The sequence below is a fragment of the Nocardia sp. CA-128927 genome, assembly GCF_050955855.1.
GTDB lineage: Bacteria > Actinomycetota > Actinomycetes > Mycobacteriales > Mycobacteriaceae > Nocardia.
This window is the reverse complement of the sequence record NZ_CP192087.1, coordinates 4,394,282-4,420,715: the sequence shown is the minus strand read 5'-3', so window position 1 is coordinate 4,420,715 and position 26,434 is coordinate 4,394,282. Positions and strand designations below refer to the sequence as shown.

General features: G+C 67.3%; 26 protein-coding genes and 1 pseudogene. 3 read left to right on the top strand and 24 right to left on the bottom strand.

Annotated elements, in window-relative coordinates; translation table 11 throughout:
• Positions 1-116: 116 nt before the first annotated feature.
• Positions 117-197: pseudogene (locus ACQPW1_RS20865) on the bottom strand (VOC family protein); the annotation flags it as partial.
• Positions 198-464: 267 nt separating this feature from the next.
• On the opposite strand from ACQPW1_RS20865, the gene ACQPW1_RS20860 reads away from it, so the two are divergent.
• Positions 465-1,277, top strand: a complete 813-nt coding sequence (locus ACQPW1_RS20860; protein WP_433664367.1) for an SAM-dependent methyltransferase — start codon at positions 465-467, stop codon at positions 1,275-1,277.
• A gap of 62 nt (positions 1,278-1,339) precedes the next feature.
• On the opposite strand, the gene ACQPW1_RS20855 is transcribed toward ACQPW1_RS20860, so the two are convergent.
• The 6 genes from ACQPW1_RS20855 to ACQPW1_RS20830 are packed head-to-tail and all read right to left on the bottom strand — an operon-like array spanning position 1,340 to position 6,585.
• Entirely contained in the window at positions 1,340-2,569 is a 1,230-nt protein-coding gene (locus tag ACQPW1_RS20855; protein ID WP_433664366.1) for a cytochrome P450 family protein, read from the bottom strand.
• A gap of 10 nt (positions 2,570-2,579) precedes the next feature.
• Positions 2,580-3,821 carry a cytochrome P450 gene (locus ACQPW1_RS20850; protein WP_433664365.1) on the bottom strand — a complete coding sequence of 414 codons (1,242 nt, stop codon included), beginning with the start codon at positions 3,819-3,821 and terminating at the stop codon, positions 2,580-2,582.
• Positions 3,818-4,423, bottom strand: a complete 606-nt coding sequence (locus ACQPW1_RS20845; RefSeq protein ID WP_433664364.1) for a GTP-binding protein — start codon at positions 4,421-4,423, stop codon at positions 3,818-3,820. The genes ACQPW1_RS20850 and ACQPW1_RS20845 overlap by 4 nt, the downstream gene beginning before the upstream one ends.
• On the bottom strand, positions 4,398-4,751 hold the full coding sequence (locus tag ACQPW1_RS20840) for a DUF742 domain-containing protein (RefSeq protein ID WP_433664363.1): 354 nt from the start codon (positions 4,749-4,751) through the stop codon (positions 4,398-4,400). The genes ACQPW1_RS20845 and ACQPW1_RS20840 overlap by 26 nt, the downstream gene beginning before the upstream one ends.
• The gene (locus ACQPW1_RS20835; protein ID WP_433664362.1) at positions 4,748-5,173 is read right to left on the bottom strand and encodes a roadblock/LC7 domain-containing protein; all 426 of its coding nucleotides are present in this window, start codon (positions 5,171-5,173) and stop codon (positions 4,748-4,750) included. The genes ACQPW1_RS20840 and ACQPW1_RS20835 overlap by 4 nt, the downstream gene beginning before the upstream one ends.
• Complete coding sequence (locus ACQPW1_RS20830; RefSeq protein WP_433664361.1) at positions 5,173-6,585, bottom strand: sensor histidine kinase; 1,413 nt, start codon at positions 6,583-6,585, stop codon at positions 5,173-5,175. Before ACQPW1_RS20830 ends, ACQPW1_RS20835 begins: the two co-directional genes overlap by 1 nt.
• A 647-nt stretch (positions 6,586-7,232) precedes the next feature.
• Here ACQPW1_RS20830 and ACQPW1_RS20825 point away from each other — a divergent pair.
• Entirely contained in the window at positions 7,233-7,664 is a 432-nt protein-coding gene (locus tag ACQPW1_RS20825; RefSeq protein ID WP_433664360.1) for a type II toxin-antitoxin system Rv0910 family toxin, read from the top strand.
• Between the two features lie 20 nt (positions 7,665-7,684).
• Here the strand turns inward: ACQPW1_RS20825 and ACQPW1_RS20820 are convergent, their stop codons facing one another.
• Together ACQPW1_RS20820 and ACQPW1_RS20815 are read right to left on the bottom strand one after the other, a co-directional pair.
• Positions 7,685-7,897 carry a hypothetical protein gene (locus ACQPW1_RS20820; protein WP_433664359.1) on the bottom strand — a complete coding sequence of 71 codons (213 nt, stop codon included), beginning with the start codon at positions 7,895-7,897 and terminating at the stop codon, positions 7,685-7,687.
• On the bottom strand, positions 7,894-9,144 hold the full coding sequence (locus ACQPW1_RS20815; RefSeq protein ID WP_433664358.1) for an MFS transporter: 1,251 nt from the start codon (positions 9,142-9,144) through the stop codon (positions 7,894-7,896). Before ACQPW1_RS20815 ends, ACQPW1_RS20820 begins: the two co-directional genes overlap by 4 nt.
• A 129-nt stretch (positions 9,145-9,273) precedes the next feature.
• On the opposite strand from ACQPW1_RS20815, the gene ACQPW1_RS20810 reads away from it, so the two are divergent.
• Positions 9,274-10,212, top strand: a complete 939-nt coding sequence (locus ACQPW1_RS20810; protein ID WP_433664357.1) for a LysR family transcriptional regulator — start codon at positions 9,274-9,276, stop codon at positions 10,210-10,212.
• Here ACQPW1_RS20810 and alc read toward each other — a convergent pair.
• From alc to pucL, 15 genes are all read right to left on the bottom strand, one after another.
• Positions 10,186-11,214: an allantoicase gene (alc, locus tag ACQPW1_RS20805; protein WP_433664356.1), complete on the bottom strand. Its 1,029-nt coding sequence runs from the start codon at positions 11,212-11,214 to the stop codon at positions 10,186-10,188. The genes ACQPW1_RS20810 and alc overlap by 27 nt on opposite strands.
• Positions 11,207-12,532, bottom strand: coding sequence for an allantoinase AllB (gene allB, locus ACQPW1_RS20800; protein ID WP_433664355.1), 1,326 nt, complete (start codon positions 12,530-12,532; stop codon positions 11,207-11,209). Before allB ends, alc begins: the two co-directional genes overlap by 8 nt.
• The gene (locus tag ACQPW1_RS20795; RefSeq protein WP_433664354.1) at positions 12,525-13,706 is read right to left on the bottom strand and encodes a glycerate kinase; all 1,182 of its coding nucleotides are present in this window, start codon (positions 13,704-13,706) and stop codon (positions 12,525-12,527) included. The genes allB and ACQPW1_RS20795 overlap by 8 nt, the downstream gene beginning before the upstream one ends.
• Positions 13,703-15,508 carry a glyoxylate carboligase gene (gene gcl, locus ACQPW1_RS20790; RefSeq protein ID WP_433664353.1) on the bottom strand — a complete coding sequence of 602 codons (1,806 nt, stop codon included), beginning with the start codon at positions 15,506-15,508 and terminating at the stop codon, positions 13,703-13,705. The genes ACQPW1_RS20795 and gcl overlap by 4 nt, the downstream gene beginning before the upstream one ends.
• 2 nt (positions 15,509-15,510) lie before the next feature.
• A complete protein-coding gene (locus tag ACQPW1_RS20785; protein ID WP_433664352.1) occupies positions 15,511-15,657 on the bottom strand; it encodes a hypothetical protein in 147 nt (48 codons plus the stop codon).
• Between the two features lie 2 nt (positions 15,658-15,659).
• A complete protein-coding gene (locus ACQPW1_RS20780; protein WP_433664351.1) occupies positions 15,660-16,535 on the bottom strand; it encodes an NAD(P)-dependent oxidoreductase in 876 nt (291 codons plus the stop codon).
• On the bottom strand, positions 16,532-17,332 hold the full coding sequence (locus ACQPW1_RS20775; protein WP_433664350.1) for a hydroxypyruvate isomerase family protein: 801 nt from the start codon (positions 17,330-17,332) through the stop codon (positions 16,532-16,534). Before ACQPW1_RS20775 ends, ACQPW1_RS20780 begins: the two co-directional genes overlap by 4 nt.
• Positions 17,329-17,709 carry an allophanate hydrolase-related protein gene (locus ACQPW1_RS20770; protein ID WP_433664349.1) on the bottom strand — a complete coding sequence of 127 codons (381 nt, stop codon included), beginning with the start codon at positions 17,707-17,709 and terminating at the stop codon, positions 17,329-17,331. Before ACQPW1_RS20770 ends, ACQPW1_RS20775 begins: the two co-directional genes overlap by 4 nt.
• Before the next feature lie 129 nt (positions 17,710-17,838).
• Positions 17,839-18,906 carry an XdhC family protein gene (locus tag ACQPW1_RS20765; protein WP_433664348.1) on the bottom strand — a complete coding sequence of 356 codons (1,068 nt, stop codon included), beginning with the start codon at positions 18,904-18,906 and terminating at the stop codon, positions 17,839-17,841.
• Between the two features lie 14 nt (positions 18,907-18,920).
• Positions 18,921-20,363: an NCS2 family permease gene (locus tag ACQPW1_RS20760; RefSeq protein ID WP_433664346.1), complete on the bottom strand. Its 1,443-nt coding sequence runs from the start codon at positions 20,361-20,363 to the stop codon at positions 18,921-18,923.
• 128 nt (positions 20,364-20,491) lie between these two features.
• The gene (locus ACQPW1_RS20755; protein WP_433664345.1) at positions 20,492-22,825 is read right to left on the bottom strand and encodes a xanthine dehydrogenase family protein molybdopterin-binding subunit; all 2,334 of its coding nucleotides are present in this window, start codon (positions 22,823-22,825) and stop codon (positions 20,492-20,494) included.
• Positions 22,826-22,871: 46 nt separating this feature from the next.
• Positions 22,872-24,215: an 8-oxoguanine deaminase gene (locus ACQPW1_RS20750; protein WP_433664344.1), complete on the bottom strand. Its 1,344-nt coding sequence runs from the start codon at positions 24,213-24,215 to the stop codon at positions 22,872-22,874.
• Complete coding sequence (locus ACQPW1_RS20745) at positions 24,212-24,685, bottom strand: (2Fe-2S)-binding protein (protein ID WP_433664343.1); 474 nt, start codon at positions 24,683-24,685, stop codon at positions 24,212-24,214. The genes ACQPW1_RS20750 and ACQPW1_RS20745 overlap by 4 nt, the downstream gene beginning before the upstream one ends.
• The gene (locus ACQPW1_RS20740; protein WP_433664342.1) at positions 24,685-25,554 is read right to left on the bottom strand and encodes an FAD binding domain-containing protein; all 870 of its coding nucleotides are present in this window, start codon (positions 25,552-25,554) and stop codon (positions 24,685-24,687) included. Before ACQPW1_RS20740 ends, ACQPW1_RS20745 begins: the two co-directional genes overlap by 1 nt.
• A gap of 2 nt (positions 25,555-25,556) precedes the next feature.
• Complete coding sequence (gene pucL, locus ACQPW1_RS20735) at positions 25,557-26,432, bottom strand: factor-independent urate hydroxylase (RefSeq protein ID WP_433664341.1); 876 nt, start codon at positions 26,430-26,432, stop codon at positions 25,557-25,559.
• Positions 26,433-26,434 lie beyond the last annotated feature (2 nt).

The following is a 26,434-nucleotide window of genomic DNA, read 5'->3' as shown; positions in this document are numbered from 1 at the left end:
GCGGCGGCTTGTACTCGGGGTGCCGTCTGGAAGACGATGCGCCTGCCGTCGCCGTCCACCGTGACGACCCAGGTGTCGTCCTCGTTCTCGGTCAGTTCCAGGCCGAGCAGACCGATATAGAACTCCGCGAGCTTGCGCGGCTCCGGGCAATCCAGCACCACGCTGCGCAGGCGTCCGACAAAGCTATCCGACGTCATGAGATACCTCCCTTGATCGGCACCTTCGTCGCCCACCCGGCTCCAGTGGCAGGCAAACGCCCAGCGCGGACGCAACCTTCCTGCGACGGTAGCGGCCCAGGGCCCGACGGCCTCGTGCGCAACCATCGAATCACCCCTCAGTGCAACTCCCGCAATGGTGAAACATGTTGTGGTCAAATAAGACTCGCTACGGAAGCACGCACCATCCCCGCACTCGGCCTCCTAGGATTAGAACCAACAGATTCAGCGGACGAGGGGGCAATCGAGATGACCGACCTGGCGCATGTGATCGACCAATCCAAGCCGAGTATCGCCCGGGTGTACGACTACCTGCTCGGCGGCAAGGACAACTTCGCCGTCGACCGCGCGATCGGCGACCACTTCAAGAACAATCTGCCCGGCTCGGTGGCGATCGCCGTCACCAACCGGCAGGCGCTGATCCGCGCCGTGCGCGACATGGCGCAGGACGGCGTGCGGCAGTTCATCGACCTGGGCAGCGGGCTGCCGACCGCCGACAACGTGCACCAGGTCGCGCACCGCTACGCGCCCGACGCCAAGGTGGTCTACATCGACAACGACCCCATCGTGCTCGCGCACGGCCGCGCGCTACTGGCTACCGACTCCGACACCACCGTCTTCCAGGCCGATCTCCGCGACCCGCGCACCATTCGGGAGCACCGCGAGGTCGTCGACATGATCGATTTCGACCAGCCGGTCGCCGTCATCTTCAGCGCCGTGCTGCACCACCTCAACGACGACGAGGATCCGGCCGCGGTGGTGCACTACTGGTCCGAGCAGCTGTCACCCGGCAGCCTGCTGTACATCTCGCACTTCCGCTCAGGCGAGAACCGGGAGACGGCCGTCGCCGAGGAAAAGCTCCAGTCGACCTTCGGGCGCGGCCGCTGGCGCACCGACAAGGAGATCGAGGCGCTGTTCGGCGACCTGGACATCCTCGAACCCGGCATCACGCCCTGCGCGAGCTGGCGGCCGGATCTGATGCCGACCGACGAGACGGCACCGCACCGCGCGCTGACCGTCTGGGAGCAGCTGATCATCACGGGCCTGGCTCGCAAGGCCTAGACATGCGAAAGGGGCGCCGCGTCCTTGCGGCACCCCTCATTCGAATAGTGTTGCGCAAGTGGCTAGTCCACCGGCTCCAGAATCACCGGCAGCTTGCCGTGCCCGTTCGAGATGAAGCTGACCACGGTGCCCAGTTCCGACGGATCCGCCGCCAAGCGCATGTTCGGGAAGCGCTCGAAGATGGCGGGCAGCGCCAGCGCCGCCTCCAACCGGGCCAGCGGCGCACCGAGGCAGTGGTGCACGCCGTGGCCGAAGGCCAAGTGGTCCTTGGTCACTCGGGTCACGTCGAAATCGTCGGCGGTGTCGCCGTGCACCTTCGGGTCCCGGTTCGCCGCCGCGTAGGCGGGCAGAATCGGTTCACCCTTGGCGATCCGCACGCCCTCGATCTCGATGTCGTCCACCGCGAACCGCAGCGGCAGATGCGCGACCGGCGCCTCGAAACGCAGCGCCTCCTCGATCAGATCCGACCAGCTGACCTTGCCCTCGAGCACCGTCGCGCGCTGCTCGGGCCGGGTGATCATCGCGTAGATCGCCTGGTCGAGCAGGTTGACCGTGGTCTCGTGGCCCGCGCTGATGACGAGCAGCAGCGTGTCGATGAGCTCCTGCTCGGTCAGCTTCGAGCCGTCGTCCTCGCTGCGGTGCGAGATCAGCAGGCTGGTCATGTCGTCGCCGGGATGTTCGCGCCGGTAGGCCACCAGCTCGCCGAGGATGCGGTACATCTCCATGTAGTTGGCCTGCGACTCCTCCGGGCTGAGGGCGGTGTCGAAGATGCCGTCGACGCACTTGCGCAGACCGGGATTCAACGACTCCGGCACACCCATCAGTTCGGAGATGACCTCGATCGGCACCGGATACGCGAAACCCTCGCGCAGATCGACCACTTCACCCGCGGGCACGGCCGCGAGCCCGGCGATCAGCCGCTCGACGATCCGGTCGATCCGCGGCCGCATCGCCTCGGTGCGCCGATGCGTGAACGCGGGGGCGACCAGCTTGCGCAGCCGCCGATGATCGGCGCCGTACGCGGTGAACATGTTGTTCACCGCGACCCAGAGGAACAGCGGCCAGTCTTCCGGCACTTCACCTTTGCCGAAGGCGGGCCAGTGCTGTCTGGCATCCTTGGACACTTTCGGATCGACGAGCAACCGCTTGAGCAGGTCGGCGTCGGTGATCGACCACGCGCGCACGCCTCCCGGCAGCTCCACCAGGGTGGCCGGTCCGCGCTCCCGCAGGCGGGCGGATTCTCCTTGAATGTCGGTGCCCGTCGGGTCTAGGACGAGAGGCTCAGTGTCCATCGGGGTCTCCTTAAAACACGTTCAACGGTGGTGACTTAGGGAAGACTACCGGGAGGGAGACCAGCGCTCGGTGGAAAGGACCTGGCCGCCAAGACAATTCACGGGCGGCGACAGCAAGATCCAACTCGGGCAACGCATCGAGGAGCTGATCGATGGCGTCCTGCACGATCAGGTAGGCCATCGACCTTGCGGGGCAGGCGTGCGGCCCGACGCTCCACGCCAGATGCGATCTATTGTCCACGTACTCACCGACACTGATGGTCGGATCGTTGTTGCAGCCGGCCATGCTGATCACCACCGGCTGGTGCGCGGGCAGCCAGACGCCGTCGATCAGGATCGGCTGCCGCGGGTAGGACACGCAGTAGTTCGCCATCGGCGGGTCGGTGAACAGCACCTCGTCGAGCGCGTCGCGGGTCGAAAGACTGCCGCCGAGAACGTTTCCCGCGAACCGCTCGTCGGTGAGCATCAGCAGCAGCGTGTTGACGATCAGGTTCTGCTGCGGCTCGATGCCCGCGCCGTACAGCGTGACGAGCTGGTGGATCATCTCCACGTCGTCGAGCTTGGCGGGATGCGCGAGCAGCCGCGAGGTGATGTCGTCGCCGGGCTCTTTGCGCTTGGAGTTCACCAGATCGAACAGCGCGTCGGTGAGCATCGCGTTGCCCTTGTCGGCGTTCACGCCCTCGAAGATCGCGGCCATGCCGGTCGCGACCTGCTGGCCGATCTCCGGCGTGCAGCCGAGCGTGGCGTTGAGCACCGCGAAGGTGAGCGGAAAGGCGTACTGGCTGATCAGGTCCGCGGCGCCGTCCTGGCAGAACGCGTTGATCAGCGGGATCGCGATCCGCTCGACGGTGGAATGCAGGCTGTGCAGGTCGACCTCGGCGATGGCGGCCACGTTGGCCTGCCGGTACTTGCTGTGATCGAGCCCCGCGCTGCGCAGCGCGTTCGGCCGCCACTCCAGCATCGGCAGGATCGGGCACTCACCCGGTACATCCTTCTGCCAGGTGCGTGGGTCGGCCGGAAAGTGGTCGGGGTCGTTGAGGATTCGCAGCGCGGTGTGGTACCCGATCACCAGCGTGGCGGGCACGTCCGGCGAGAGGTTCACCGGCACCAGCGAGCCGTATTGGCGGCGCATCTCGCGGTAGGCGAGGTGCGGGTCGGCGGCGTATTCCGCCGAGTACAGCGACACCCGTGGGCCGTCGCTGTCGATCGGTGATCCGTGCTGGACCGGGCAGGAACGCGAGGGCGTTGTCAAAGTCGTGACTCCTGACGATGGAACAGGAATTCAACAAGCGTGATCAGGGATCGCAAGCACGTGCCCCGGTCACGCGCGTCTAAGGAAGTGAGCGGTGTGTCGGGCGCTAGATCCAAGGCGTCCCGAACCTCGCCCAGCGGAAAGTCTTTGAAGCCTTCGAATTGGTTGACCGCCACCGAATACGGCACACCGCGCTCCTCGAGCACCGAGAGCACCTCGTCGGACTTCTCGATGCGCCGGGTGTCGACCAGCACCAGCGCGCCGAGCGCGCCGCGGGCCAGCTCTTCCCACAGCGGGACGAACCGCTGCTGGCCGGGCGTACCGAACAGGTACAGCGCCAGCTGCGGGTTCAGCGTGATGCGACCGAAGTCCATCGCCACGGTCGTCTGCGATTTGCCGGGCAGGCCTGCCATGTCGTCGACGCCGACGCTGGCCTCGGTGATCGTCTCCTCGGTGCGCAACGGCTTGATCTCCGAAACGCTGCTCACGAAGGTCGTCTTACCGACGCCGAAATTGCCTGCCACTAACAGTTTTACGGAACGAGTAACGGTCTCCGGCACATAGTCGACTGGACGATCAGACGGCGAGAGCACGGAGCCCATTAAGTACCTCCTCGAGCAGAGCGATCTCCGGCAGGTTTTCCGCCGGTGTAGGTGTGACCAGGTGGCCGTTGTCCATCAGATCGGCCGCGACGATCTTGACAACGGACGGTGGCAGATCGAGGTACGCGGCGATCTCGGCGATCGACAACGTGCCTCGGCGGCTACAGAGATTGATGACCCGGCGTGCATCGGGTGCGGCACCCGGTGATGGGTCCTTGGCGGCGCGGACCAAGGTGACCAGGTCCAACTCGCGAGTGGGACGGGTGCGTCCCCCGGTGCGCACATACGCCCGAACCAAATCGGGATCACGCCGGGCCCGTGGTGTCATGGCAATTCGCCACCATCAACGCGCCTGCGCGGCTGGCTGCCCAGCTCGTGCCCGACCCGGCTGGCGAGTTCGTTCATCCGATGCGCGATGAGTGCGACGTCGATCTCGGGGGTGGTCGCCACACCGAGCAGCGCGCCGTCGCCGGCGGCGGTGATCAGGATCATGCCCTGGTCGTATTCGGTCATGTTCTGCCGCACACCGTTGTCGCCCTCGCCGCAGAACTCCCCGAGTGCCTTGCCGAGCGAGCGCAGGCCCGACGCGGCGGCGGAGAAACGCTCCGCCTGGTCGCGTTCGATTCCCGCGGAATGCGCGATCCGTAAGCCGTCTTCGGACAGGAGCACCGAGAATCTGACGCCCGGGACGCTGAGGTCTTCGAGTAGCCAGCCCAGCTTGTTGCTGCTGTCGGTCACGGGTGTGGCCATCAGGATGTCATCCCTTCCGTGTGATCGGAGTGATCGGACTGTTCGGTGGCGGCGGCGCGGCCGCTCTGCGAGCCGGTGTGCCAGGCCGCGGCGACGTCGGGCCGGGCGAGGCCGGGTTCGGTGCGCGGCCCGACCGGAGCCAGCGCGACCGTCCTGCGGCGACGCTTCGGTAAGCCGCCGCTGGTGATCTCGTGCACGGCGAATGGCTCACTCTCACTGGGCTCTTCGATCTCCGGGGCCCGGTGCGACGCGGTCGTGGTGACCGACGCGGGGACGGGTTCGGCGAGGATCTCGACCTCGCGGGCCGGCACGACATCCTGCATGGCCGGTTGCTCGGCCGTCAGCAAAGCTTCGGGGATGTAGACCATCGCGCGCATGCCGCCGTAGACGTTCGGGCCGTCGATGTAGACGGTGAAGCCGTAGCGACGGGCCAGCGCGGCGATGCCAGGGAAGCCGACCTTCGGCGCGGGGCCGAGCTGGTGGATGTCGACCGAGCGCTCGTGCGCGAGCACCTGCCTGGTCTCTTCCATCTGCTCGGCATTCATCCGCACGCCCGCGTCGTCGATGATGACGGTGACGCCGTGGTGTCCCTCCTGGAAGCTGACATCCACGAAAGACGTTGGCGGAGAATAGCGCAACGCGTTGTCGAGCAGCGTCGCCAAGGTGTGCACCAGTGGCTCGACGGCCCGGCTGATGACCACCCGGTCCAGCTGGCCGGGGCGCACCCGCAGGTAGTCGCGGACGCGGCCGGTCGCGCCACCGATGACGTCGGTGAGCGACTGGGCGGGCCAGCGCCGACCGGGCAGGCCGCCACAGACGATCACGTAGGACTGCGCCTGCCGGATCATCTGCTGCACGGTGTGGTCGATCCGGGTGAGGGTTTCGTACACCTCGTCCTTGCGGTGCTCACGCAGTGCGGAGCTGACCACCTGGCTGACGTCGGCGCCGAGACTGACCACCGACGTGCCGAACGAGCGCACGGCCGCGCTGGTCGCCTGCCGGGACGCGGTCGACACCTCGGTGCGCACCTTGTCCTCGGCGGACTTCATCGCCTGCTGCGCCTCGTGGTTGGTCTGGTCCCTGGTCTCGGACCGCAGCAGGCTCAGGTCGTCGGCGTATCGCTCGGCGATCCACCGTAATACCTGCGCGGTGCGCGAATTCTCCAGCCCCGGTGGCACTTCGACCGTCGGCGCCTGGCTGTCGAAGCGTCTGATCGCCTCGGCTACCGCGGGCATCGTGGTGGTCGCGAAGCGCTCGACGGCTTCCTCCGCGGCTCGTTGCTCTCTGCTGAGTGCTTCGGCCCTGGCTCGCTGCTGTCGCGCGTATTGCACTGCGTATAACGCGACCGCTGCCACTACCACGAGAGCAGCGGCGAGGATCCATGAAAGCACCACGGCGATATCTTGGTTCATCAGTTCTTTCGTCGTCGATTGGCGCCGAGGAATCGACTCTCCGTCATGTGCTTCGTCTCGCCTTCCTCGCGACGCCGACCAGCACACCCTGGTCGGATCTGGTCCACGTCGGAGGACCGGCTACCTGCCGAACAACAGATTGTGTCCGAACAGTTACCAGAACCCGACGTTCCGACATTAGCAGCTATGCAACCAGTTCTCTTCAGATCCACTCACATGATTGCGTTTGCAGACAAGAGATGACGGGTGCCGCGAGATGCGCAATAATGCTGCGCCACTGGTGATCACGATCGCTTGCCACGCGGTGACCAGCGGTGTTTCCGGCGCGCCGATAGAGGACACATCATCCGATCTATCGGCGGTGCCGCATATCCCGCGCATGCTGTCAACCGCGCCTATCCGAAGCAGGTGGGAGAACAGGGTATTCGGCGCTATCGCGACCAGAAGTTTGCTGGAACGTCCAGTTTGTTCTCGGCGGGTGTCTCCGGGACCCGCCGAGACGACACGCGGATGAAGGTTGCTCACATGTCGCTCGACAACACCTGGTCGAATGGGTGCGCACCGATCATGAAGCCCAACTGAAGGGGCGGACCTTCGCATTTCGGCACCAACTACGGCGAACCGCGGGTACCGGATACTATGCCGCCATGGCAAAGCTGAAGGTCTCCGTCGATGTGCCGATCTCGCCCGAGGACGCGTGGTCGCACACGTCCAATCTGGCCGAACTGGACAAGTGGCTGACAATGCACGAGGCGTGGCGCAGCGAGGTACCGAAGGAACTGACGGTCGGGACCGAATTGGTCGGTGTCGCCTCGGTGAAGGGTTTGCGGAACCGGGTGACGTGGACGGTGAAGGCCGCCGAGGCGCCGCGTCGGCTGCTGCTGACCGGTGCGGGCAAGGGTGGCACCAAGCTCGGTCTCGAGTTGTTGGTAGCGCCGAAGGGCACTGGCTCAGAGGTGACCGTCGATATCGAGCTCGGCGGCAGGCCGCTGTTCGGGCCTATCGGCGCCGGTGTCGCGCGGGCGGTGAAGGGCGACATCCAGCGTTCGCTGGACAAGTTCGTCGAGCTGTACGGCTGAATCGGGCTGTGCCACAGGCGCTACCGCGCCGCGCCGGTGATTCGGCGGCCGAGACCGGCCTGCTTCTTCGTCGAAGCGCAGGTTGACGAGGTCGAGCGCGTCGAGGTCGAGCCGTCGCGACCTCTCGGTGGCCCGAATGCGCCGGGTCCGACGAGTTGCCTTGCGCCGTAACCCATCCGGTTGAGATCGATGTCGGCCACGCGATAGGTGCCGCCAGGCAGTCCTGTCGTCATGCGGCACCGCGCATTCCGCGGGTGCCGACGCCGACACAGACCAGCAGGGCGATGAGCACGCCTGCGAAACCGGTCATCGCGACTCGGGTGTCGACGAATTGCGTCGCGACGCCCATGCCGATCACCGGCAGGATCAGACCGGCGTTGCCGATGACGAACAGTCCGGCGACTGCCTCGCCCCGGTTCGCCGCGGCGGCGGCCCGCACGGTGCGCGCGACGGCGGACTGGATCAGGACTCCGGCACCCGCACCGCTCACCACACCGGCCGCCAAGAACAGCGCCAGATTGCCCGCCAGCATGGCGGCGACCAAGAGACCCAACCCGACGACGGCACCGATCAGCCCCGTGACGAGACGAGGCAACACCGGTAATGCCATGGCCGCGTGCTGCGCGACCGGCGCGCTACCGAACACCAAGAACACCACCCCACCCGCCAGCAGCGGCGAGGTCTGGCCCAGCGTCCCGGCGAGGAAAACCGGGCTCAACGAAGCGAACAGACCGAAGGCCGCGAACGCCGCGAAGATACTGCCCGCGGCGACGACCCAGCCGAGCTTTGATCCCACGACGGACACCCGCTGCGGGCGATACGCCGGTCGCCGCGACGGCGGCACAGACACGGTTTCCGGCACGAACCGGATCAGCGCCGCGATCACCAGGACCAGGAACACCGCGAAAACCACGTACGAGGTCCGCAGCGGCCACGGCGCCCACTCGGTGAGCACGCCCGCGACCAGCGCGCCGACCCCGAGTCCGCCGATATTGGCTGCGGGCGAGGCGATTTCGAAGCGTTTCACGCCGTCGCGTGGCCGGGCGAGCGTGTGCAGCTCGTGCAGATACGCGGTCGCGGTCGCCGTGATCGCGCCGACGCCCAATCCGCTGATCAGCCGCCCGGCGATCAGCAGCGGCAGCTGCGGCGGCAGGATGAACACCACCGCGGCCAGCACCTCCACGGAGATCGCGAGGGTGAGCACCCGCCGCCTGCCGATCCAGTCCGACACGTGCCCGACGGTGCACAGGCTGAAGATCACGCCCGCGCCGTAGACGGCGAAGATGATGGTGATCATCAACGACGACAGACCGAGTTGCCTGGCATAGAGCGGATACAGCGGCGTCGGCACCATCGAGAACGCCATGGCACCGCAGAACGCCGCGGTCACCAGCCAGAAACCGATGTTGTGCGTGCCAGAGTCCGGTTGCCCGGCCGACACCTCGGAATTCTCCTGGTGGTCAAGGGACACAGTCGTCATCGCATGCACTCTTTCCCGGGGAATCGCGGCGACCTGCCTGGCCCCGCCGAATCCATGGTCGAGCCTGCGAACGTGCACGTCCAACGATTCATTCTTCTATCAACTATCACCAAATGAGATAGTTGACCGATGGAGCTCAGGCATCTCGAGTACTTCGTCGCCGTCGCCGAGGAACGCAGTTTCACCAGGGCGGCGGCCCGATTGCACGTGGTTCAGTCGGCGGTCTCCGCAACCATCAAGGCGCTGGAGCGGGAACTGCGCACCGAGGTCCTCCGACGCACCTCTCGCGAGGTGGCACTGGCCGAAGCCGGGATCGTCCTACTGCCCCGGGCAAGGGCGATCCTGGACAGCGTGCGCGAGACGGTCGATGCGGTCGACGCTGTCCGCGGGACGGTCGGCGGTGAAGTCCGGTTGGGACTGATGTCCTCGGTGCCCTGGTTCGATCTGCCCACCGTGCTCGGCCGGATGCACACCGAACACCCCGAGGTACGGCTGCGGTTGAGCCACCGCGCGGGCGGCTCCCAGGAACTCGCCGCCGCCGTGGTCGCCGGGGAGCTGGATCTGGCGATCCTGTCCGAGCCCGGCTCCTTCGGCCGCAAACTCCGGCTGACCGAACTGCGGTCCTTCCCGATGCGCCTGCTGGTCCCGGCCGCCCATCCGCTGGCAGGTAGGCGCTCGGTGCGCCTAGAAGAGCTGGAGGGCGAGACGTTCGTGGACCTGCCGCAGGGTTACGGCAGCCGGGCGGTGGTCGACCGCGCGTTCGCCGCGGCGGACCTGACCCGGAATGTCTCCATCGAACTCGGCGATGGCCGGGTCGTCACCGACTACGTGCGCCAGGGACTCGGCATCGCGATCCTGCCGGAGGCCTTCGCCCGTGCGGACCCGACGGTCCGCTCCCTCGCCGTCACCGGCAGCGGGCTGACGTGGCGCATGTCCCTGGCCGTGCCCCGAGACCGGGAACTCGGGGCAGCGGCAAAGGTGTTGACGGCCATGGTGTTCGACGCGCTCGCCGAAACGAGCGACCCTACCGCCGGTGGCGATTCAGCTCTTGGTCGCGAGCCAGCGTGAGTTCAGTTCTCGTTCGGCGTCGGCGGTGAGTGAGCCGAGCACACGCAGGCGGGCGATGCCGCCGTCCGGGTAGATGTCGACGCGGACGTGCGTGGCTGGACGATCGGAGGGGGTGAGCCGGAACCGATGAGGAGTGTCGGGTTGCAGCGTTGTCCTGGGCAACAACTCGAACCACGCGGCGTCATCGGTGGGCGGAAGTGGTTCCGGGCCTTGGTGATCGATGGCAAGGATGCGAGTTTCGCCGGGGGCGTTGAACAGCAAGTTGGTGGTGTCGAGTTCGATCAGGGCGGGGACACCTTGCGCCGCGAGTTCGATGACGGCCCAGTCGTTTCCGCTGTCGCGACGGCGCGCCGTTTCCCACCCCTCGGCCTGATTGCGGGCCAAGCCGGGCGAGAGCATGTTGTCGGGCGCCGAGTAGAACATGTTGGAGCAGGCCACAGTTCGGGCACCGTTCGCCAGGGCGGCGAGATCTACGGTGAGGCCGGTGAGCAGGGTCGGGTCCGGCACTACCTCGCCGTGCACGCGAAGACGAGCGACGCCGCCGTCCGGGTAGATGTTCAGGCGGACGTGGGTGAAGATGCGGTCGTCGGAAACCGGGAGCTCATGCGTCGCGTCGCCGCCGAGCGCACTGCGCGGCACGATCTCGACCCACTCGGCCGAATCCAGTTGGGACGGTGCCGGATAGCCGGGCGCGCGGCAGGCCTCGATCGAGGTGAACGGCGGGTAGTTGCCCTTGAACCAGGCGGTGTCGATGACGACGCCGCGGATCACGCCGGGCATGCCGAGCCGGATGATGGCCCAGTCGTGGCCGGGGCCGCGGTGGCGGCGGGTCTCCCAGCCGTCGTACTCCTGGCCCTTGGGGCCGAAGGTGTGCTCGGCGAAGCGGGGTTGCCAAGGGTTGATGAGGTTTTCGCGTTCCTCGAACGACTCGTCGCTGGCGGCGATCACGCCGGCGCGGTTGGTGCGCAGCGCCAGGTCGGGCAGGCTGGTGAAGTCAGACATTGTTCCCTATCCGGTTGTGGTGCAAGGAGATGAGGCTGCCTGCGGGCGGGTGGCCGTTACCGACGACGCGGCCGCGGAGCCAGGTGGCGTGGACGAGGCCGCGCAGTTCGCGGCCGCCGTAGGGAGTGATCGGGTTCTTGTGCGCCAGCGCGCCGGGATCGACGGTGATCGGCGCCCACGGGTCGAAGGCGACCAGATCGGCATCGCAGCCGACCGCGATCCGGCCCTTGTGCGCCAGACCCGCCAGCTCGGCAGGCGCGGTGGCCATCCACTTGACGACATCGGTCAGCCGGAACCCGCGCTCGGCGGCGGCGGTCCACACCGCGGGCAGGCCGATCTGCAGGGACGAGATGCCGCCCCACGCGGTCGCGAAATCGCCCTCTTTCAGGTCCGGCGTGCACGGCGAATGGTCGGAGACCACGCACGACAGCACGCCGTCGGCCAGGCCCTGCCACAGCGCGTCCTGGTTGCCCGCGTCGCGGATCGGCGGGCAGCACTTGAACGCCGTGGACGACGCCTCGGCGGCCGAGAGGGTCAGATAGTGCGGGCAGGTCTCCGCGGTGATCCGCACGCCACGCGCCTGCGCCGCCGCGAGCGGCTCCAGGCAGGCGGCCGCCGAGACGTGCAGGATGTGCGCGCGCACGCCGGTCAGCTCGGCGAGCGCGATAACCTCTTGGACCGCAGCCCTTTCCGACTCCCCCGGGCGCGAATCCAGGAACGCGCGATACGACCCGTCCACCGGATCGTGCAGGCGCACCGGATCTTCGGCGTGCACGACGAGCAGCCCGTCGAAATCGGCGAGCTCGCGCATCACCTGCTCCACCTCACCGAGCCCGAGCGGCGGGAATTCGTCCACCCCGGACGGTGACAGGAAGCATTTGAAGCCGACCACACCCGCCTCGTGCAGCGGGCGCAACGAGGCGAGGCTGCCGGGAATCGCACCACCCCAGAAGGCGACGTCCACGTGGCATTGCCCATCCGCGACAGACTGTTTCGTCTCCAGGTACGTCACCGTCACCGTCGGCGGCAGCGAGTTGAGCGGCATGTCGACGATCGTCGTCACCCCGCCCGCCGCGGCCGCCTTGGTTGCCGTGGCGAAACCCTCCCACTCGGTGCGCCCCGGCTCGTTGACGTGCACGTGCGAATCCACCAGGCCGGGCAGCACGACGAGGTCGGCCAGGTCGGTGGTCGCCGCCGCGGGCAGCACCGCGTCGTAATCGGCCAGCGCGGCAATCTTCCCGTCCTGCACGGCAATCGAGGCCGCGCGGATTCCCTCCGGCAGGGCGACCCGCCGGGACCGGATAACCAGATCATGCATGAGCACTCGCTCCCAGCCAGGCGCCGGCGATCTCACCGGCGAGCCGTTCCAACAGGGGTCCTGCCTGCGCCATACAGACCTCGGGGTCGGGTTCGAGGTCGGTCAGCGCGTACGCCTGCTCGATGTGCGCGCGGCGCAGCTGCTCGTCGGTGAGCGAGCGCTGCCCGGCCACCGCGACGACCGGCACGGCGGCGCCCGCCGCGGCCCGCGCGACCCCGACCGGCGCCTTGCCGTGCAGAGTCTGCGCGTCGAGGGAGCCCTCGCCGGTGATCACCAGCCGCGCCCCCTCGACCTGCTCGGTGAAGGACATCAGCTCGAGGATGAGCTCGATGCCCGGCCGGACGGTCGCGCCGAGGAAGGCTAGCGCGGCGTAGCCGACCCCGCCCGCGGCACCGGCGCCGGGCCGGTCCGCGACGTCGGCACCGAGGTCGCGTTCGACGATCGAGGCCAAACGTGCCAGGCCCCATTCCAATTCGTCGATATCGCCGGGGCGCGCGCCCTTCTGCGGGCCGTAAACCTGTGCGGCGCCGCGTGGTCCGAGCAGCGGGTTGTCCACGTCGGAAGCCACGATCACCGGCACCTGCAGCATGTCGCTGGCATCGATGTGCGCCAGCCGGGTCAACGCCGCACCGCCGCGCGGCAACTCGCGACCGTGCTCGTCGAGGAACCGGACGCCGAGCGCGGACATCATGCCCACTCCCCCGTCCGTGCACGCGCTGCCGCCCAGGCCGAGCACCACGTTGCGGGCACCGCGTTTCGCGGCCGCGCGAATCAGCTGGCCGGTGCCGTAACTGCTTGCGGTCATAGCGGTTTGGAAGGTCGGCCGCACCGGCAGCCGACGCAGGCCGGACGCTTCCGCCAGCTCGATCACGGCCGCTTCGCCCCTCATCGCGAACGAGGCGGCCACCGGTAACCCCAGCGGACCGGCGACACTCGTCTGGAAGCGGACGAAGCCCGACTCCACGACGGCGTCGACCGTGCCGTCGCCCCCGTCCGCCACCGGCATGGTGACCACGGGGATGTCCGGGCGTACCCGGCGGAGTCCGGTCGCGATGTGCGCGGCGACCTGGGGCGCGGTCAGCGACCCCTTGAACTTGTCGGGGGCGACGACGCAATGTCCTTCGCGCCACCCGCCGCGCACATCTCTCGAGAGCGGAGCGTCCGGCCCGCTCACCTGCCGCCTCCGACCGGTTCCGGTTCCGGTTCGATGGCGACGGTGGCGGTGGGCGCGTCCGCGGCGGACAGCGCCAGCTCCTCGAATTCGACGATGTTGTCGATCTCCAAGCCCATGGACACGTTGGTGACGCGTTCGAGGATGCACTCCACGACCACGGGCACGCGGTGTTCGGCCATCAGCTTCTTGGCGTCTTCCAAGGCCTGGCCGATGTATTCGGGTTGGAAGACGCGGATCGCCTTGCAGCCCAGTCCCTCCGCGACCTTGACGTGGTCCACGCCGTAACCGCCGACCTCGGGGCTGTTGATGTTGTCGAAGTCGAGCTGCACGTAGTAGTCCATCGAGAAGTTCCGCTGCGCCTGACGGATCAGGCCCAGGTAGGAGTTGTTCACGAGGACGTGGATGTAGGGGATGTTGAACTGAGCGCCGACGGCCAATTCCTCGATGAGGAACTGGAAGTCGTAGTCGCCGGACAAGGCGACGACGGTGGCGTCCGGGACGGCCGTCGCCACGCCCAGTGCCGCGGGCAGGGTCCAGCCCAGTGGTCCGGCTTGTCCTGCGTTGATCCAATGCCGCGGCCTGTAGACGTGCAGCAGCTGCGACGCTTGGATCTGGGAGAGGCCGATGGTGCTGACGTAGCGGATGTCGGGTCCGAACGCCTTGTTCATCTCCTCGTAGACCCGCTGCGGCTTGATCGGGACGTTGTCGAAGTGGGTCTTGCGCTGGCCGAGTTGCTTTCGGGCGCGCACCTGCCCGGCCCAATCCGATCGGTCGCGGAGTTCGCCCTTCGCCGCGAGCTCACGGGCCACCTCGACGAACACCTTCAGCGCGGCACCGGCGTCGGAGGTGATGCCGAAGTCGGGAGCGAAGACACGGCCGATCTGGGTCGGCTCGATGTCGACGTGCACGAAAGTGCGGTCCTTGGTGTAGGTTTCGACGCCGCCGGTGTGCCGGTTGGCCCACCGGTTGCCGATGCCGAGCACGAAATCGGCTTCGAGCATGGTGGCGTTGCCGTAGCGGTGCGAGGTCTGCAGGCCGACCATGCCCGCGTGCAGTTCGTGATCGTCGGGGATCGTGCCCCAGCCCATCAGGGTCGGCACCACGGGAACACCGGTCAGCTCAGCGAATTCGACGAGCAGCGCAGCCGCGTCGGCATTCACGATGCCGCCACCGGCGACCAGCAGCGGACGCTCGGCCGCGTTGAGCATGGCGATGGCCTTCTCGGCCTGTGCGCGGGTAGCCGCGGGCCGATGCACTTCTAGGGGCTCGTATGTCGCGATGTCGAACTCGATTTCGGCGAGTTGCACATCGATCGGCAGATCGATCAGCACCGGGCCCGGACGACCCTCGCGCATCAACCGGAACGCCTTCTGGAAGGTGCCTGGGACCTGCGCGGGCTCGAGTACGGTCACCGCCCACTTGGCGACAGGTGCTGCGATCGAGGCGATGTCGACGGCCTGGAAGTCTTCCTTGTGCAACTTGGCCACGGGTGCTTGACCGGTGATGCACAGGATCGGGATGGAATCCGCGCTGGCCGAATACAACCCGGTGATCATGTCGGTGCCCGCCGGACCGGAGGTGCCGATGCAGATGCCGATGTTGCCTGCGGTGGCGCGGGTGTAGCCCTCGGCCATGTGCGAGGCGGCCTCGACGTGGCGGGCCAGCACATGCTTTATCCCGCCGTGTGCGCGCATGGCGCTGTAGAACGGGTTGATCGCCGCGCCGGGCAGACCGAACGCCTGTGTCGCGCCCTCTTTTTCGAGAATCAGGACCGCGGCGTCGACGGTACGCATCCGTGCCATGGTCAACGCTCCTTGTTCTGGCGTGTGCCGCAAGATTGCATCGCGTGCAGCACCGCACTGTCGGCAGGTTTATCGCTGCGCACCCAGCCGTCGGGCAGCCGGATGCCGCATTCCTCGTGGCGCACGAGGGCCTGTGTCGCGGCGGGCATTCTCATGCCTCGCCCCGGCCGGACAGCGCCTCGGCCACCAGCAGCAGGCCCGAGTGGTCCAGCGAGCCGTAGCCCATGGCCCGGCCCGCCGCGATCAGCTGCGCGGTGAGCGCGCCCATCGGGATGGACACCTCGGCCTCGCGGGCGGCCTGCAGGATGATGCCCATGTCCTTGTGGTGCAGGTCGATCCGGAAGCCGGGCACGAAGTTGCGGGCCAGCATGGTCTCGCGCTTGAGCTCGAGGATCTTGCTGCCCGCGAGCCCGCCGGCCAGCACGTCGAGGCCCTTGGCCGCGTCCGCGCCCAGGTTCTCCATCAGCAGGATCGCCTCGGCGACCAGGGCATAGGTGCCGCCGACGACGAGCTGGTTGGCGGCCTTCACGCACTGGCCCGCGCCGCTGCCGCCGACCAGCGCGAAGGTCTTGCCGACCGTCTCGAAGATCGGTGTTGCGGCTTCGAAATCGGCCTGCGAGCCGCCGACCATGATCGAGAGGGCCGCGTTGATCGCCCCGTTCTCCCCGCCGCTGACCGGGGCGTCGAGCACCCTGAGCTCGTTCTTCTTGCCCTGCTCTGCGGTCCACTTGGCCGTCTTCGGGGTGATGGTGGAGAAGTCGATGTAGAGGGTGCCCGCGACGGTGTTCTCGACGATGTCGGGGAAGACCTGTTCGATCTGCTCGTCCTGGGGCAACATCGTGATGACGATGTCCTTGTCCCGGACCGCCTCTGCGACGCTGCCTGCGGCGGAACCGCCTGCCTCCTTGAGCTTGTCCAGCCCCTTGGGCCCGATGTCGTAACCGGTCACCTCGTGTCCGGCCTTGACCAGGTGTCCCGCCATCGGGCTGCCCATGATCCCGAGGCCGATAAAACCGATCTTGCTCATTTGATCCACTTCCAATCAAGCTCGGGGTCTTTGTATTCCAGGCCGATCCAGCCGTCGTAGCCTGCGGCGCTGAGGGTTTCGAAGAGTGTGGCGAAATCGAGTTCGCCGGTGCCCGGCCGTCCGCGGCCCGGATCGTCGGCGATCTGTACGTGGCCGATGTGCTGGGCGTAGGTCTTGATCACCTGGATGAGGTTCTCGTCCATCCGCGCCAGGTGGTAGAGGTCGCAGAGGAAGCGCACGTTCGGCTCGCCGGTCTGCTCGATCACGCGCACGGCATGCTCGGCGCTGACGATCGGATAGTGCGGCGACTCATGCGCGTTCAGTGCTTCCACGAGCACCGTGGCGTCGATCCGGGCGGCCGCTCGGGCGGCCAGCCGCAGATTCTCCAGCGCCAGCTCGTCCTGCTTCGCCGGGTCTTCGCCCGCAATACGGTTGCCGTAGAGGGCGTTCAGCGCGCGGCAGCCGGTGCGCGCGGCGATCCCGACGGCCACCTCGATGTTGTCGCGGAACCTGGCGATCTCCCCGGGGACGGAAACCAGGCCGCGACCCACCGGAATCAGATCGATGAAGTTCAGGCCGACCAACTGCACACCGGCGTCGTCGATCGCGCGAACAAATGCGTCGATCTCGTTATCGCCCGGCGTCGGGTCTTCGCCGAACGGCCACCAGAATTCGACCGCTTCGAAACCGGCGGCCTTGGCGGCGGCGGGACGCTCCAGCAATGGCAGATCGGTGAATAGAATAGAGCAATTGACGTCGAATTTCGGGAGACCGGACTCCCCTGCGTAATGCTTCACTCAGCTCCTTCGCGGTATTTCTTCCAGCTGCCGACGCGGGTGATGTCGATCAGCTCCGGGTACGAGGTCGGCGGGCGCCGCAGCACCATCGACAGCACCGACCTGCCGTCGTCCAGCTCGATCGCGCCGAGCTCCAGCTCGGGCGGTTCCGCAGGTAGCAGGTGTTCGCGGAGCACATCGAGGGGCACGTCGAACAGTTCGCCGGTGATCGAGTAGCCGCCGTCCGGCGACGGGTCGAGGCCGGGAAAGCGGTCGCCCACCGAGAAGAATCGGTACCGCGGCGCGGTTTTCGCCTCACCGGCGAACGGCGCACCGTTCAACAGATGGTTGAGCGGCCCGCCGCGCATGGCGGAACCGTTCAGGAATATCAACGGCATAATCGGGTCCTTTTGTGTCGAATTTCACCAAGTATGCAGGGATTACGGGCTATCGGGATAGATGAGATCAACCCAAAGCTGATCGATCATTCTGAAGTAGCATTTGTATGATGCTCCAGCCGAATAGCTTCACCAGGTCGGAACTAAGTCCCGATGGATAGGTCCGTCACTGGTGGTGAGTGGCTGCGTCGAGCCGCCGCGCCGCACAGCGACGATCTCGGCGGCGATGGCGACGGCGGTCTCCTCGGCCGTGCGCCCGCCCAGATCGAGTCCGATGGGCGAATGCAACACGGCCAGTTCGGATTCCGAGAGACCGACGGCGCGCAGGCTGGCCATCCGCTCGTCGTGGGTGCGGCGCGATCCCATCGCACCGACGTAGGCAACGGGTAGACGTAATGCTCTCTCCAGCAAGGGGATATCGAACTTGGCGTCATGAGTCAGCACGCACAGCACGGTCCGGGAATCGACGGTGGTGCGGGCCAGATAGCGGTCGGGCCACTCCACAACGACCTCGTGGGCGTCGGGAAATCGCGCCTGAGTGGCGAAGACGGGGCGGGCGTCGCAGACCGTGACGTGGTAGCCGAGAAACCGGCCGATCCGCGTCACGGCGGCGGCGAAATCGATTGCGCCGAAGACGATCATGCGCGGCGGCGGCACGTAGGATTCCACAAAGATGGTGACCTCGCGATCGCCACAACCGATCACGCGCACGCCCGTGGCGGCAACCTCGAGCATGGCCCTGGCTTCCGCAACCACCGCGGGATCAAAGGTCACTCCGAGCGTCCACCACGGTCCCAAAGCCATTGCGGCGCCGGTGTTCAGGTCGCGAACGAGCGCCACCGGCTCGGCCGATCGGAGCAGGGCTTCGATCGTGTCGTGCTCGGCGGGGGTGATCGGCTGGACGAACACCTCGATCTTGCCCCCGCAGGTCAATCCGACGGCGAACGCGTCGTCGTCGCTGTAGCCGAAGGTTTCGCGCACCGGCTGCCCGGTGCGCAGCGCCGCGCGGCAGAGCTCGTACACCGCACCCTCGACGCAGCCACCGGAAATGCTTCCGATGACAACGCCTTCGGCGTCCACCGCCAATACGGCGCCCGGTGGCCGCGGCGCGCTGCCGCTGACGCCGATGACGGTGGCGACGGCGTAGGACTTGCCCGCCGTGTGCCATTGCAGGAGTTCTGCCGCGAGGTCACGCATTTCGATTCGCCGTTCTATCCGCCGAGCAGTAGTTCGATGGCCGTGATGCCGAAGTAGCCGGCGAACACGACGCCGACCACCCAGATCAGCCAATGGATTTCGCTGAACTTGCCGCGCGCCGCCTTGATCACCACGAAGGCGATGACGCCTGCGCCGACGCCGTTGGTGATCGAGTAGGTGAACGGCATCAGCACGATGGTCAGGAAGGCCGGTACGGCGACTTCCAGGTCGGCCCAGTCGATCTTGCGGGCCTGGGTCATCATCAGCGCGCCGACCAGCACGAGTGCCGGTGCGGCGGCCTGGATCGGCACCACGGCCGCGAGCGGGGTGAACAGCACTGCGAGGCAGAACAATCCACCGGTCATCACGCTGGCCAGTCCGGTACGTGCGCCCTCACCGACGCCCGTCGCGGACTCGACGTACACGGTGTTGCCCGCGCCGCCGCTCACGCCGCCGATGACCTGTGCGACACCGTCGATGGTCAGCACCTTGCCGAGGCCCGGCATGGTGCCGCGCTCGTCGAGCAGCCCGGCCTCATCGCAGACCCCGAACACGGTGCCCATGGCGTCGAAGAAGCCGGTCAGTACCAGGGTGAACAGCACGACGCCCGCGACCAGCCCACCGGCCTTGGCGAATCCGCCGAGGAGGTCGATGTTCAGCAGCAGCCCGAAGTCCGGCGCGGCGAAGAAGCCCTTCGGCGTCTCCGGGACGACCGGCCCCCACGTCTTCGGATCGATCTTCGCCAGCGAGTTGACCGCGATGGCGAGCACCGTGGCGATGGCGATGCTGATCAGGATGGCGCCGGGCACCTTGCGGATGAACAGCGCGAGCATGAGCAGCAGTCCGACGGCGAAAATCACTACCGGCCAACCGGAAAGGTGACCGGCGACGCCGAGCGTGACCGGTGGCCCGGTCTGCGAGCCATGGCCGACCACCCCCGCGGACACCAGGCCGATCATCGCGATGAACATGCCGATCCCGACGCCGATGGCGTTCTTGAGCGACAGCGGGATGGCGTTGATGATCATCGTGCGCAGGCCGGTCGCGGCCAGGATCACGATGATCACGCCCATCAGCACCACCAGGCCCATGGTCTGCGGCCAGGTCATGTGCGGGGCGGCCTGGAAGGCGACCACCGGAACGACACCGAGGCCGGCGGCCAGGGCGAGCGGAACGTTGCCGACGAGGCCCATCAGAATGGTGCTGAGCCCGGCCGAGAACGCGGTCGCGGTGGTGAGTTGCGCGATGCTCAAGCTGTTGCCGTCAATGTCCTGGACCCCGCCGATGATCAGCGGGACGAGCAGGATAACGTAGGCCATCGCGACGAAAGTGGTGATGCCGCCGCGGATTTCGCGGGAGATCGTGGTCTTGCGTGCACTCAACCGGAAGTATCGGTCGAGCGGGGACCTTCCGGTGACCGGCTCCGGGACGGAGGAGTGGGTCTGGACTTGGGTCATGGCGTGCCCTCCTCGGGGCATGGCCGACCTACGAACCGGCCGTTACGGCCGGATCGCGTGGTTCGGTTCTGCTGTTGTGGGGTCCCTACCGCGGTCGCTGGACACGAGATACGGTCTGCCCCTGTTGATCAACTGCTCCGGATGATGTCTTCCGGACGCACCGGCACTCGGTTGATGTGCACGGTTCCTCCTGCGGATCGGCATGCGTCCCGAATGGCCGAGACGATCGCGGGAGTCGAGGAGAGTGTGGGTGGCTCTCCGGCGCCGCGCAGCCCGTATGGGGCGTGCGGGTCGGCGTTTTCGAGAATCTCCAGCCGCTGTGGCGGCGTATCGAGAATCGTGGGGATCAGGTAATCGGTGAAGGACGGGTTGAGCACCTTTCCGTCGCGAACTTGAATTTCCTCCATGACCGCGAGGCCGAGACCCTGCGTAGAGCCGCCGTGGATCTGGCCCTCCAGCGACAAGCGGTTCATGATCTTTCCGACATCCTGGACGGCGTCCAGGGCGACGACCTTGACCAGGCCGAGTTCGGTATCGACATCCACCACGGCCCGGTGCACGCACAAGGCGAGCTGGGTGTGGCTGTTGCCCTGACCGGTCACCGGATCCATGCCGGTGGTCGGCTTGTGGTGGTATTCCCTTGTCTCCTCGATGATCTCGTCACCGAGCAGGTCGACGATCGCGGCGTAGACCTCACCGTCGCGGGAGACCACCTTGCCGCCGATCAGTTGCAGGCCGCGGGTGGCGCCGAAACGTCCTTGGGCAAGGGCGAGTACGCGCATCCGCACCGCCTCGCACGCGGCCTTCACCGCGCCGCCGGTCATGTAGGTCTGCCGGGAGGCCGAGGAGGAACCGGAGTCGCCGACCTGGTTGTCGGCCGGGTGAATGGTCACCCGCTCGATGCCGAGCTCGGTGCGCGCGATCTGGGCCTCCACGGTGACCAGTCCCTGGCCGACTTCGGACGCGGCGGTGTGCACCAGCGCAACCGGTTCGCCACCGATGACTTCCAGCCGCACCCGGGCGGTCGACAGGTCGTCGAAACCTTCGGAGAAGCAGATGTTCTTGATGCCGACGCCGTAGCCGATGCCGCGCACGACGCCCTCGCCGTGCGTGGTTTGCGAGGCGCCGCCGGGCAGGTTGCGGATGTCGGAGGCATCCAGCGGTCCGGGCAGCGGCATGGCGCGGGCCTGGCCGAGCATCTCGGCCATCGGCATCGGGGCGTGCACGATCTGCCCGGTCGCCAGCTTCGAGCCCTGCGAGACCGCGTTGACCTGACGGACATGGATCGGGTCGAGCTCGAGTGCCTCCGCGACCTTGTCCATCATCGACTCGTGCGCGAAACACGCTTGCACCGCACCGAATCCGCGCATCGCGCCGCAGGGCGGGTTGTTGGTGTACACGCCGTACGCGTCGATCTTGATGTGCGGAATCTCGTACGGGCCCACCGCGAGTGAGGACGCGTTGCCGGTGACGTTGAGCGTCGCGGAGGTGTAGGCACCGCCGTCGAGCACGATCTGCACCTCGGCGAAGACGATCTTCCCGGCGCGAGTAACACCGTACTCGTAGCGCATCTGCGCCGGATGCCGGTGCACATGCCCGAAGAACGATTCCTCGCGGTTGTACATCATCTTGATCGGCTTGCCGGTGTAGAGCGCGAGCATGCCCGCGTGGATCTGCATCGACAGGTCCTCGCGGCCGCCGAACGCGCCGCCGACCCCGGCCAGGGTCATCCGGATCTTGTCGTCGGTGAGGCCGAGACAGGGCCCGATCTGCTTGAGGTCGTTGTGCATCCACTGGGTGGCGACGTAGAAGTCGAGCCCGCCGTCCTCGCCCGGCGCGACCAGACCGGCCTCGGGGCCGAGGAACGCCTGGTCCTGGATGCCGACCTCGTACTCGCCGGACACCACCACATCGGACAGCGCGCGACCGACCGCCATATCGCCGACCCGGACGGGCTGGTGCCTGGCGATGCCGCCGCGCTCCTGCACCTTGTTGGCCTCGGGGTCGGCGACCACCGCGAGCGGATCGGTGATGGGCGTCAACACCTCCCACTCGATGGCGATCACCTCGACCGCGCGGCGCGCGATCTCCGGATGGTCCGCGGCGACGAGCGCGATCGGCTCGCCGTGGTGGCGGACCTCGCCGATCGCGAGAACCGGTTGGTCCCAGGACATGTCGAGGCCGAAGACATTGCGGCCCGGCACGTCCTCGTGGGTGAGCACGGCATGCACGCCGGGCAGCGCGAGCGCCTGGCTGATGTCGATGCTGACGATGCGGGCACGCGGGTGCGGGCTGCGCAGGGTGGCGCCCCACAGCATGCCGTCCATCCACATGTCGGAGGCATAGGCGAACTCGCCCTTCACCTTCAGAGTGCCGTCGGGGCGCAGCGGGCTCTCGCCGATGCCGCCCTTGCCCGGCGCGGCGACCTCGCCGGGGAATCGCGTGCTGCGTACCGAAGTCATCGCTTTTCCTCTCGCCGTTGGGAGTTCGTACAGTCGCTCGGTGTTGTCATGCCCGTCCCCGCATCAGCCGTTTGCGGGCGGCGGCGCCTGCGCGACCGACCTGGTCGTGCGAGACCGTGCGCAGTTCGTCGTTTTCGACGACGGTGCGACCGCCGACGAGCAGCCTGGCCAGCGGCGGCGTCGGACCGAAGACCAGCGCGCAGACCGGGTCTTCGACGGCGGCTCGGAAGCCGTCCACTCGCCACATCGCGATGTCGGCGAGCTTGCCGACCTCCAGACTGCCGAGTTCCTGCTGGCGGCCGAGATTGCGTGCGCCACCGAGGGTTCCGATCTCCAGGGCCTGCCGCGCGGTGAGCGCGGTGGGTCCGTGCACGGCCCGCTGGAACAGCATGGCCTGGCGCATCTCCCCCGCCATCGAGGTCAGCTCGCTGGATGCCGCGCCGTCGACGCCGAGGCCGACCGGCGCACCCGCGCGCAGCAGCTCGGAGACGCGGGCGATACCGGCACCGAGGCGAGCGTTGGAACTCGGGCAGTGCGCCGAGCCGGTGCCCGTCTCGGCGAAGCGGCGGATGTCGGCGTCGTGCAGGTGCACCGCGTGCGCGAACCAGACGTCCTCGCCGAGCCAGCCGAGCTTCTCCATGTATTCGACCGGGGTGCAACCCATCTGCTCGCGGCAGTGCTCTTCCTCGTCGAGCGTCTCCGCGAGGTGGGTGTGCAGCCGGACGCCCTTGGTGCGCGCCAGCAGCGCGGCGTCGGTCATCAGGCCCTCGCTCACCGAGAACGGCGAGCAGGGCGCGACGGCGACCCGCAGCATCGAGTCGAACGACGGATCGTGGTACTTGTCGATGGTTTCCGAGGTGTTGATCAGGATCTCGTCCCGGTCCTCGACCACCTCGTCCGGCGGCAGGCCGCCGTCGGACTGACCGCGGTCCATCGAGCCGCGGCACGGGTGGAACCGGATGCCGAGCTCGTGCGCAGCGCGGACCTCGGCGTCGAACAGGTCGCCGCGGCCCTTCGGGAAGACGTAATGGTGGTCGCTGCTGGTGGTGCAGCCGGTCAGTGCCAGCCAGCCCAATCCCGCTGCGGCCGCGCCGTATACGACGTCGGCGTCCATGGCCGCCCAGGTGCGGTAGAGGCCGGTCAGCCATTCGAACAGCGTCGAATCCTGGAACAGGCCCTGGCTCGCCCACTGGTAGAGGTGGTGGTGGGTGTTCACCAGGCCGGGGGTGACCAGGCAGCCGGTGCCGTCGATGCGTTGCGCGTCGGGCACGATGGGAGCCGGTCCCGCACCGAGGGATTCGATCCGGCCGTTCGCGATCACCAGGTACCCGGAGGCGATCTCCGGGCCGACCACCGGTGCGATGTAGGCGTTTTCGATGATCGTCTTCATTGCGCCGTCGCCTTCCGCTGAGCCGCGAGCCGCACGGCGTCGAGGATCTTCTCGTATCCGGTGCAGCGGCAGAGGTTTCCGGCCAGTGCCTCGCGGATCTCCACATCGGACGGATCGGGGTTGTGCTCGATCAGGTCATGCGCCTGCACGATGAGACCCGGTGTGCAGAAACCACACTGGACCGCGCCCGCCTCGACGAACGCCTGCTGCATCGGATCCAGCTTCGCGCCCTGCGCGAGACCTTCCACCGTCCGCACCGAACAGCCTTCGGCCTGACCGGCGGCCACCAGGCAGGAACACACCGGCGTGCCGTTCAAATACACCGTGCAGGAACCACATTCGCCCTGCTCGCAAGCGTTCTTGGAACCGGGCAGGCCCATCCGCTCGCGCAGCATGTAGAGCAGGCTCTCGCCCTCCCACACGTCGTCGACGGTCTCCGTGGAACCGTTCACGTCGAAGGTCACGCGCATCAGGCTGCCTTCCTTTCTGCTAGGTAGTCCGTCCATGCCCAGCCCAGGGTGCGGCGGGCCTGCACCGAGAGAGCGTGCTTGCGGTAATCGGCGGTGCCACGGACGTCGTCGATCGGCTTGGCGGCGGCCGCGACCAGCGCGCCGAACTCGCGCAGCACCCGGTCGGTGAGCGGTGCCGGATCGTGCCACGGCAGCTGCGTAGCCAGGAATTCCTCGGCGGGCTTGGCGCGCAAGGGCGTCGGGCCGGACGAACCGATGCCGGTGCGCACCGTCCCGTTGCTCGGATAGAGCGCAATGGCGAACGAACACACCGCGATCACCATGGCGTTGCGGGTGCCGACCTTCGAGAAGTACTGCGGCCCTTCGGCGGGCGGCAGCCAGACCGCGCTGATCAGCTCGTCGGCCTCGAGTGCGGTCTTGCGCACCCAGATGTAGAAGTCGTCGATCGGGATCATCCTGGTGCCGCGGGCCGCCGACGCGACCTCGACCACCGCGTTGCCCGCGAGCAGCGCGGGATGGGCGTCACCGGCCGGGGACGCGCCACCGAGGTTGCCGCCGACCGTGCCGCGATTGCGGATCTGCGGCGAGCCGACGGTGCGGGAGGCCTGGGCTAGGCCGGGGAGTTGGTTGCCGAGCCGGTTGATGATCCGAACGTAGGGCACGCCGGAGCCGATTCGGATCTTGCCGTCGATCTCTTTGTAGTCGAACAACTCTCGGCACGGGTTCAGGTCGAGCAGGGCACTCGGGCGGCCCTTGTCGAAGTTGAGTTCGACCATCATGTCGGTGCCGCCCTGAATGGGGGTGGCGTCCGGGCGGCCTGCCTTGATATCGAGGGCATCCGCCCAGGAGGTGGGTCGTAGGAAATCCATCGTCACTCCCACGCCGGGCCGGCCGCGGCCGCGTCCTCGCGCAGCACGGTGCCCTCGATCAGGCCGTAGGGGCGGTCGGCGGCGTAGAACACCTCGTTGTCGTTCTCCAGTCCGAAGGCGGACAGGTCGACGACGAAGTGGTGCTTGTTGGGCAGTGACAGCCGGACCTCACCGATCTCCGGGCAGGTGTTGAGCACACGCTCGCCCATCGCGTAGAGGGTCTGCTGCAGTGAGTAGCTGTAGGTTTCGGCGAACGCCTCCAGCAGCGCGCGCCTGGCCTCGCGGTAGGTCTTGTCCCAGTCGCTGGGCTCGCCGATGAAGCGCCACTCCGCGTTCACCTCGGTGGCGAGGACGCGGTCGCAGGCTTCCTTCAGCGTCGTGTACTTGTCCTCGAGGTAGCCGTGGAACTCCGAGCCAGTGGAGTTCAGCACCACCAGGCCCTGCAAACCCGCGACGACCCAAGCGTTTTCGCCGTTGTAGTGCACTCGCGCGGTGCGGACCTCCTGGCCGGAACGGACGAACGAGTGCTGATCGTTGCTCGCGTCGAGCACGATGCGCTCCCAGGCGTACTCCTCGACGCTGACCCGCGCGTGGTGGATGGTCGGCTGCGAATCGACGAAATGCTTTGCCAGCAGCACACCGAACGCCTCGGGCGAGGAGATGCCGTGCTCCTTGGCGAACGCGAAGACGGTGTTCTTCTGCGTGTCGGTCGTCAGCACCGCGGCGTTGTCGCCGGTGAGGTGCACGTCGTCCATGTCACCGGAGAGGGCGACGCCGACATTGAGGTCGCGGATCTCGTGCACGCCACCGTTTTTCGTCACGCTGACGACATGGGTCTCCGCTTTGCCATATCGGTTCGGTCCGAGCTTGATCGACATTG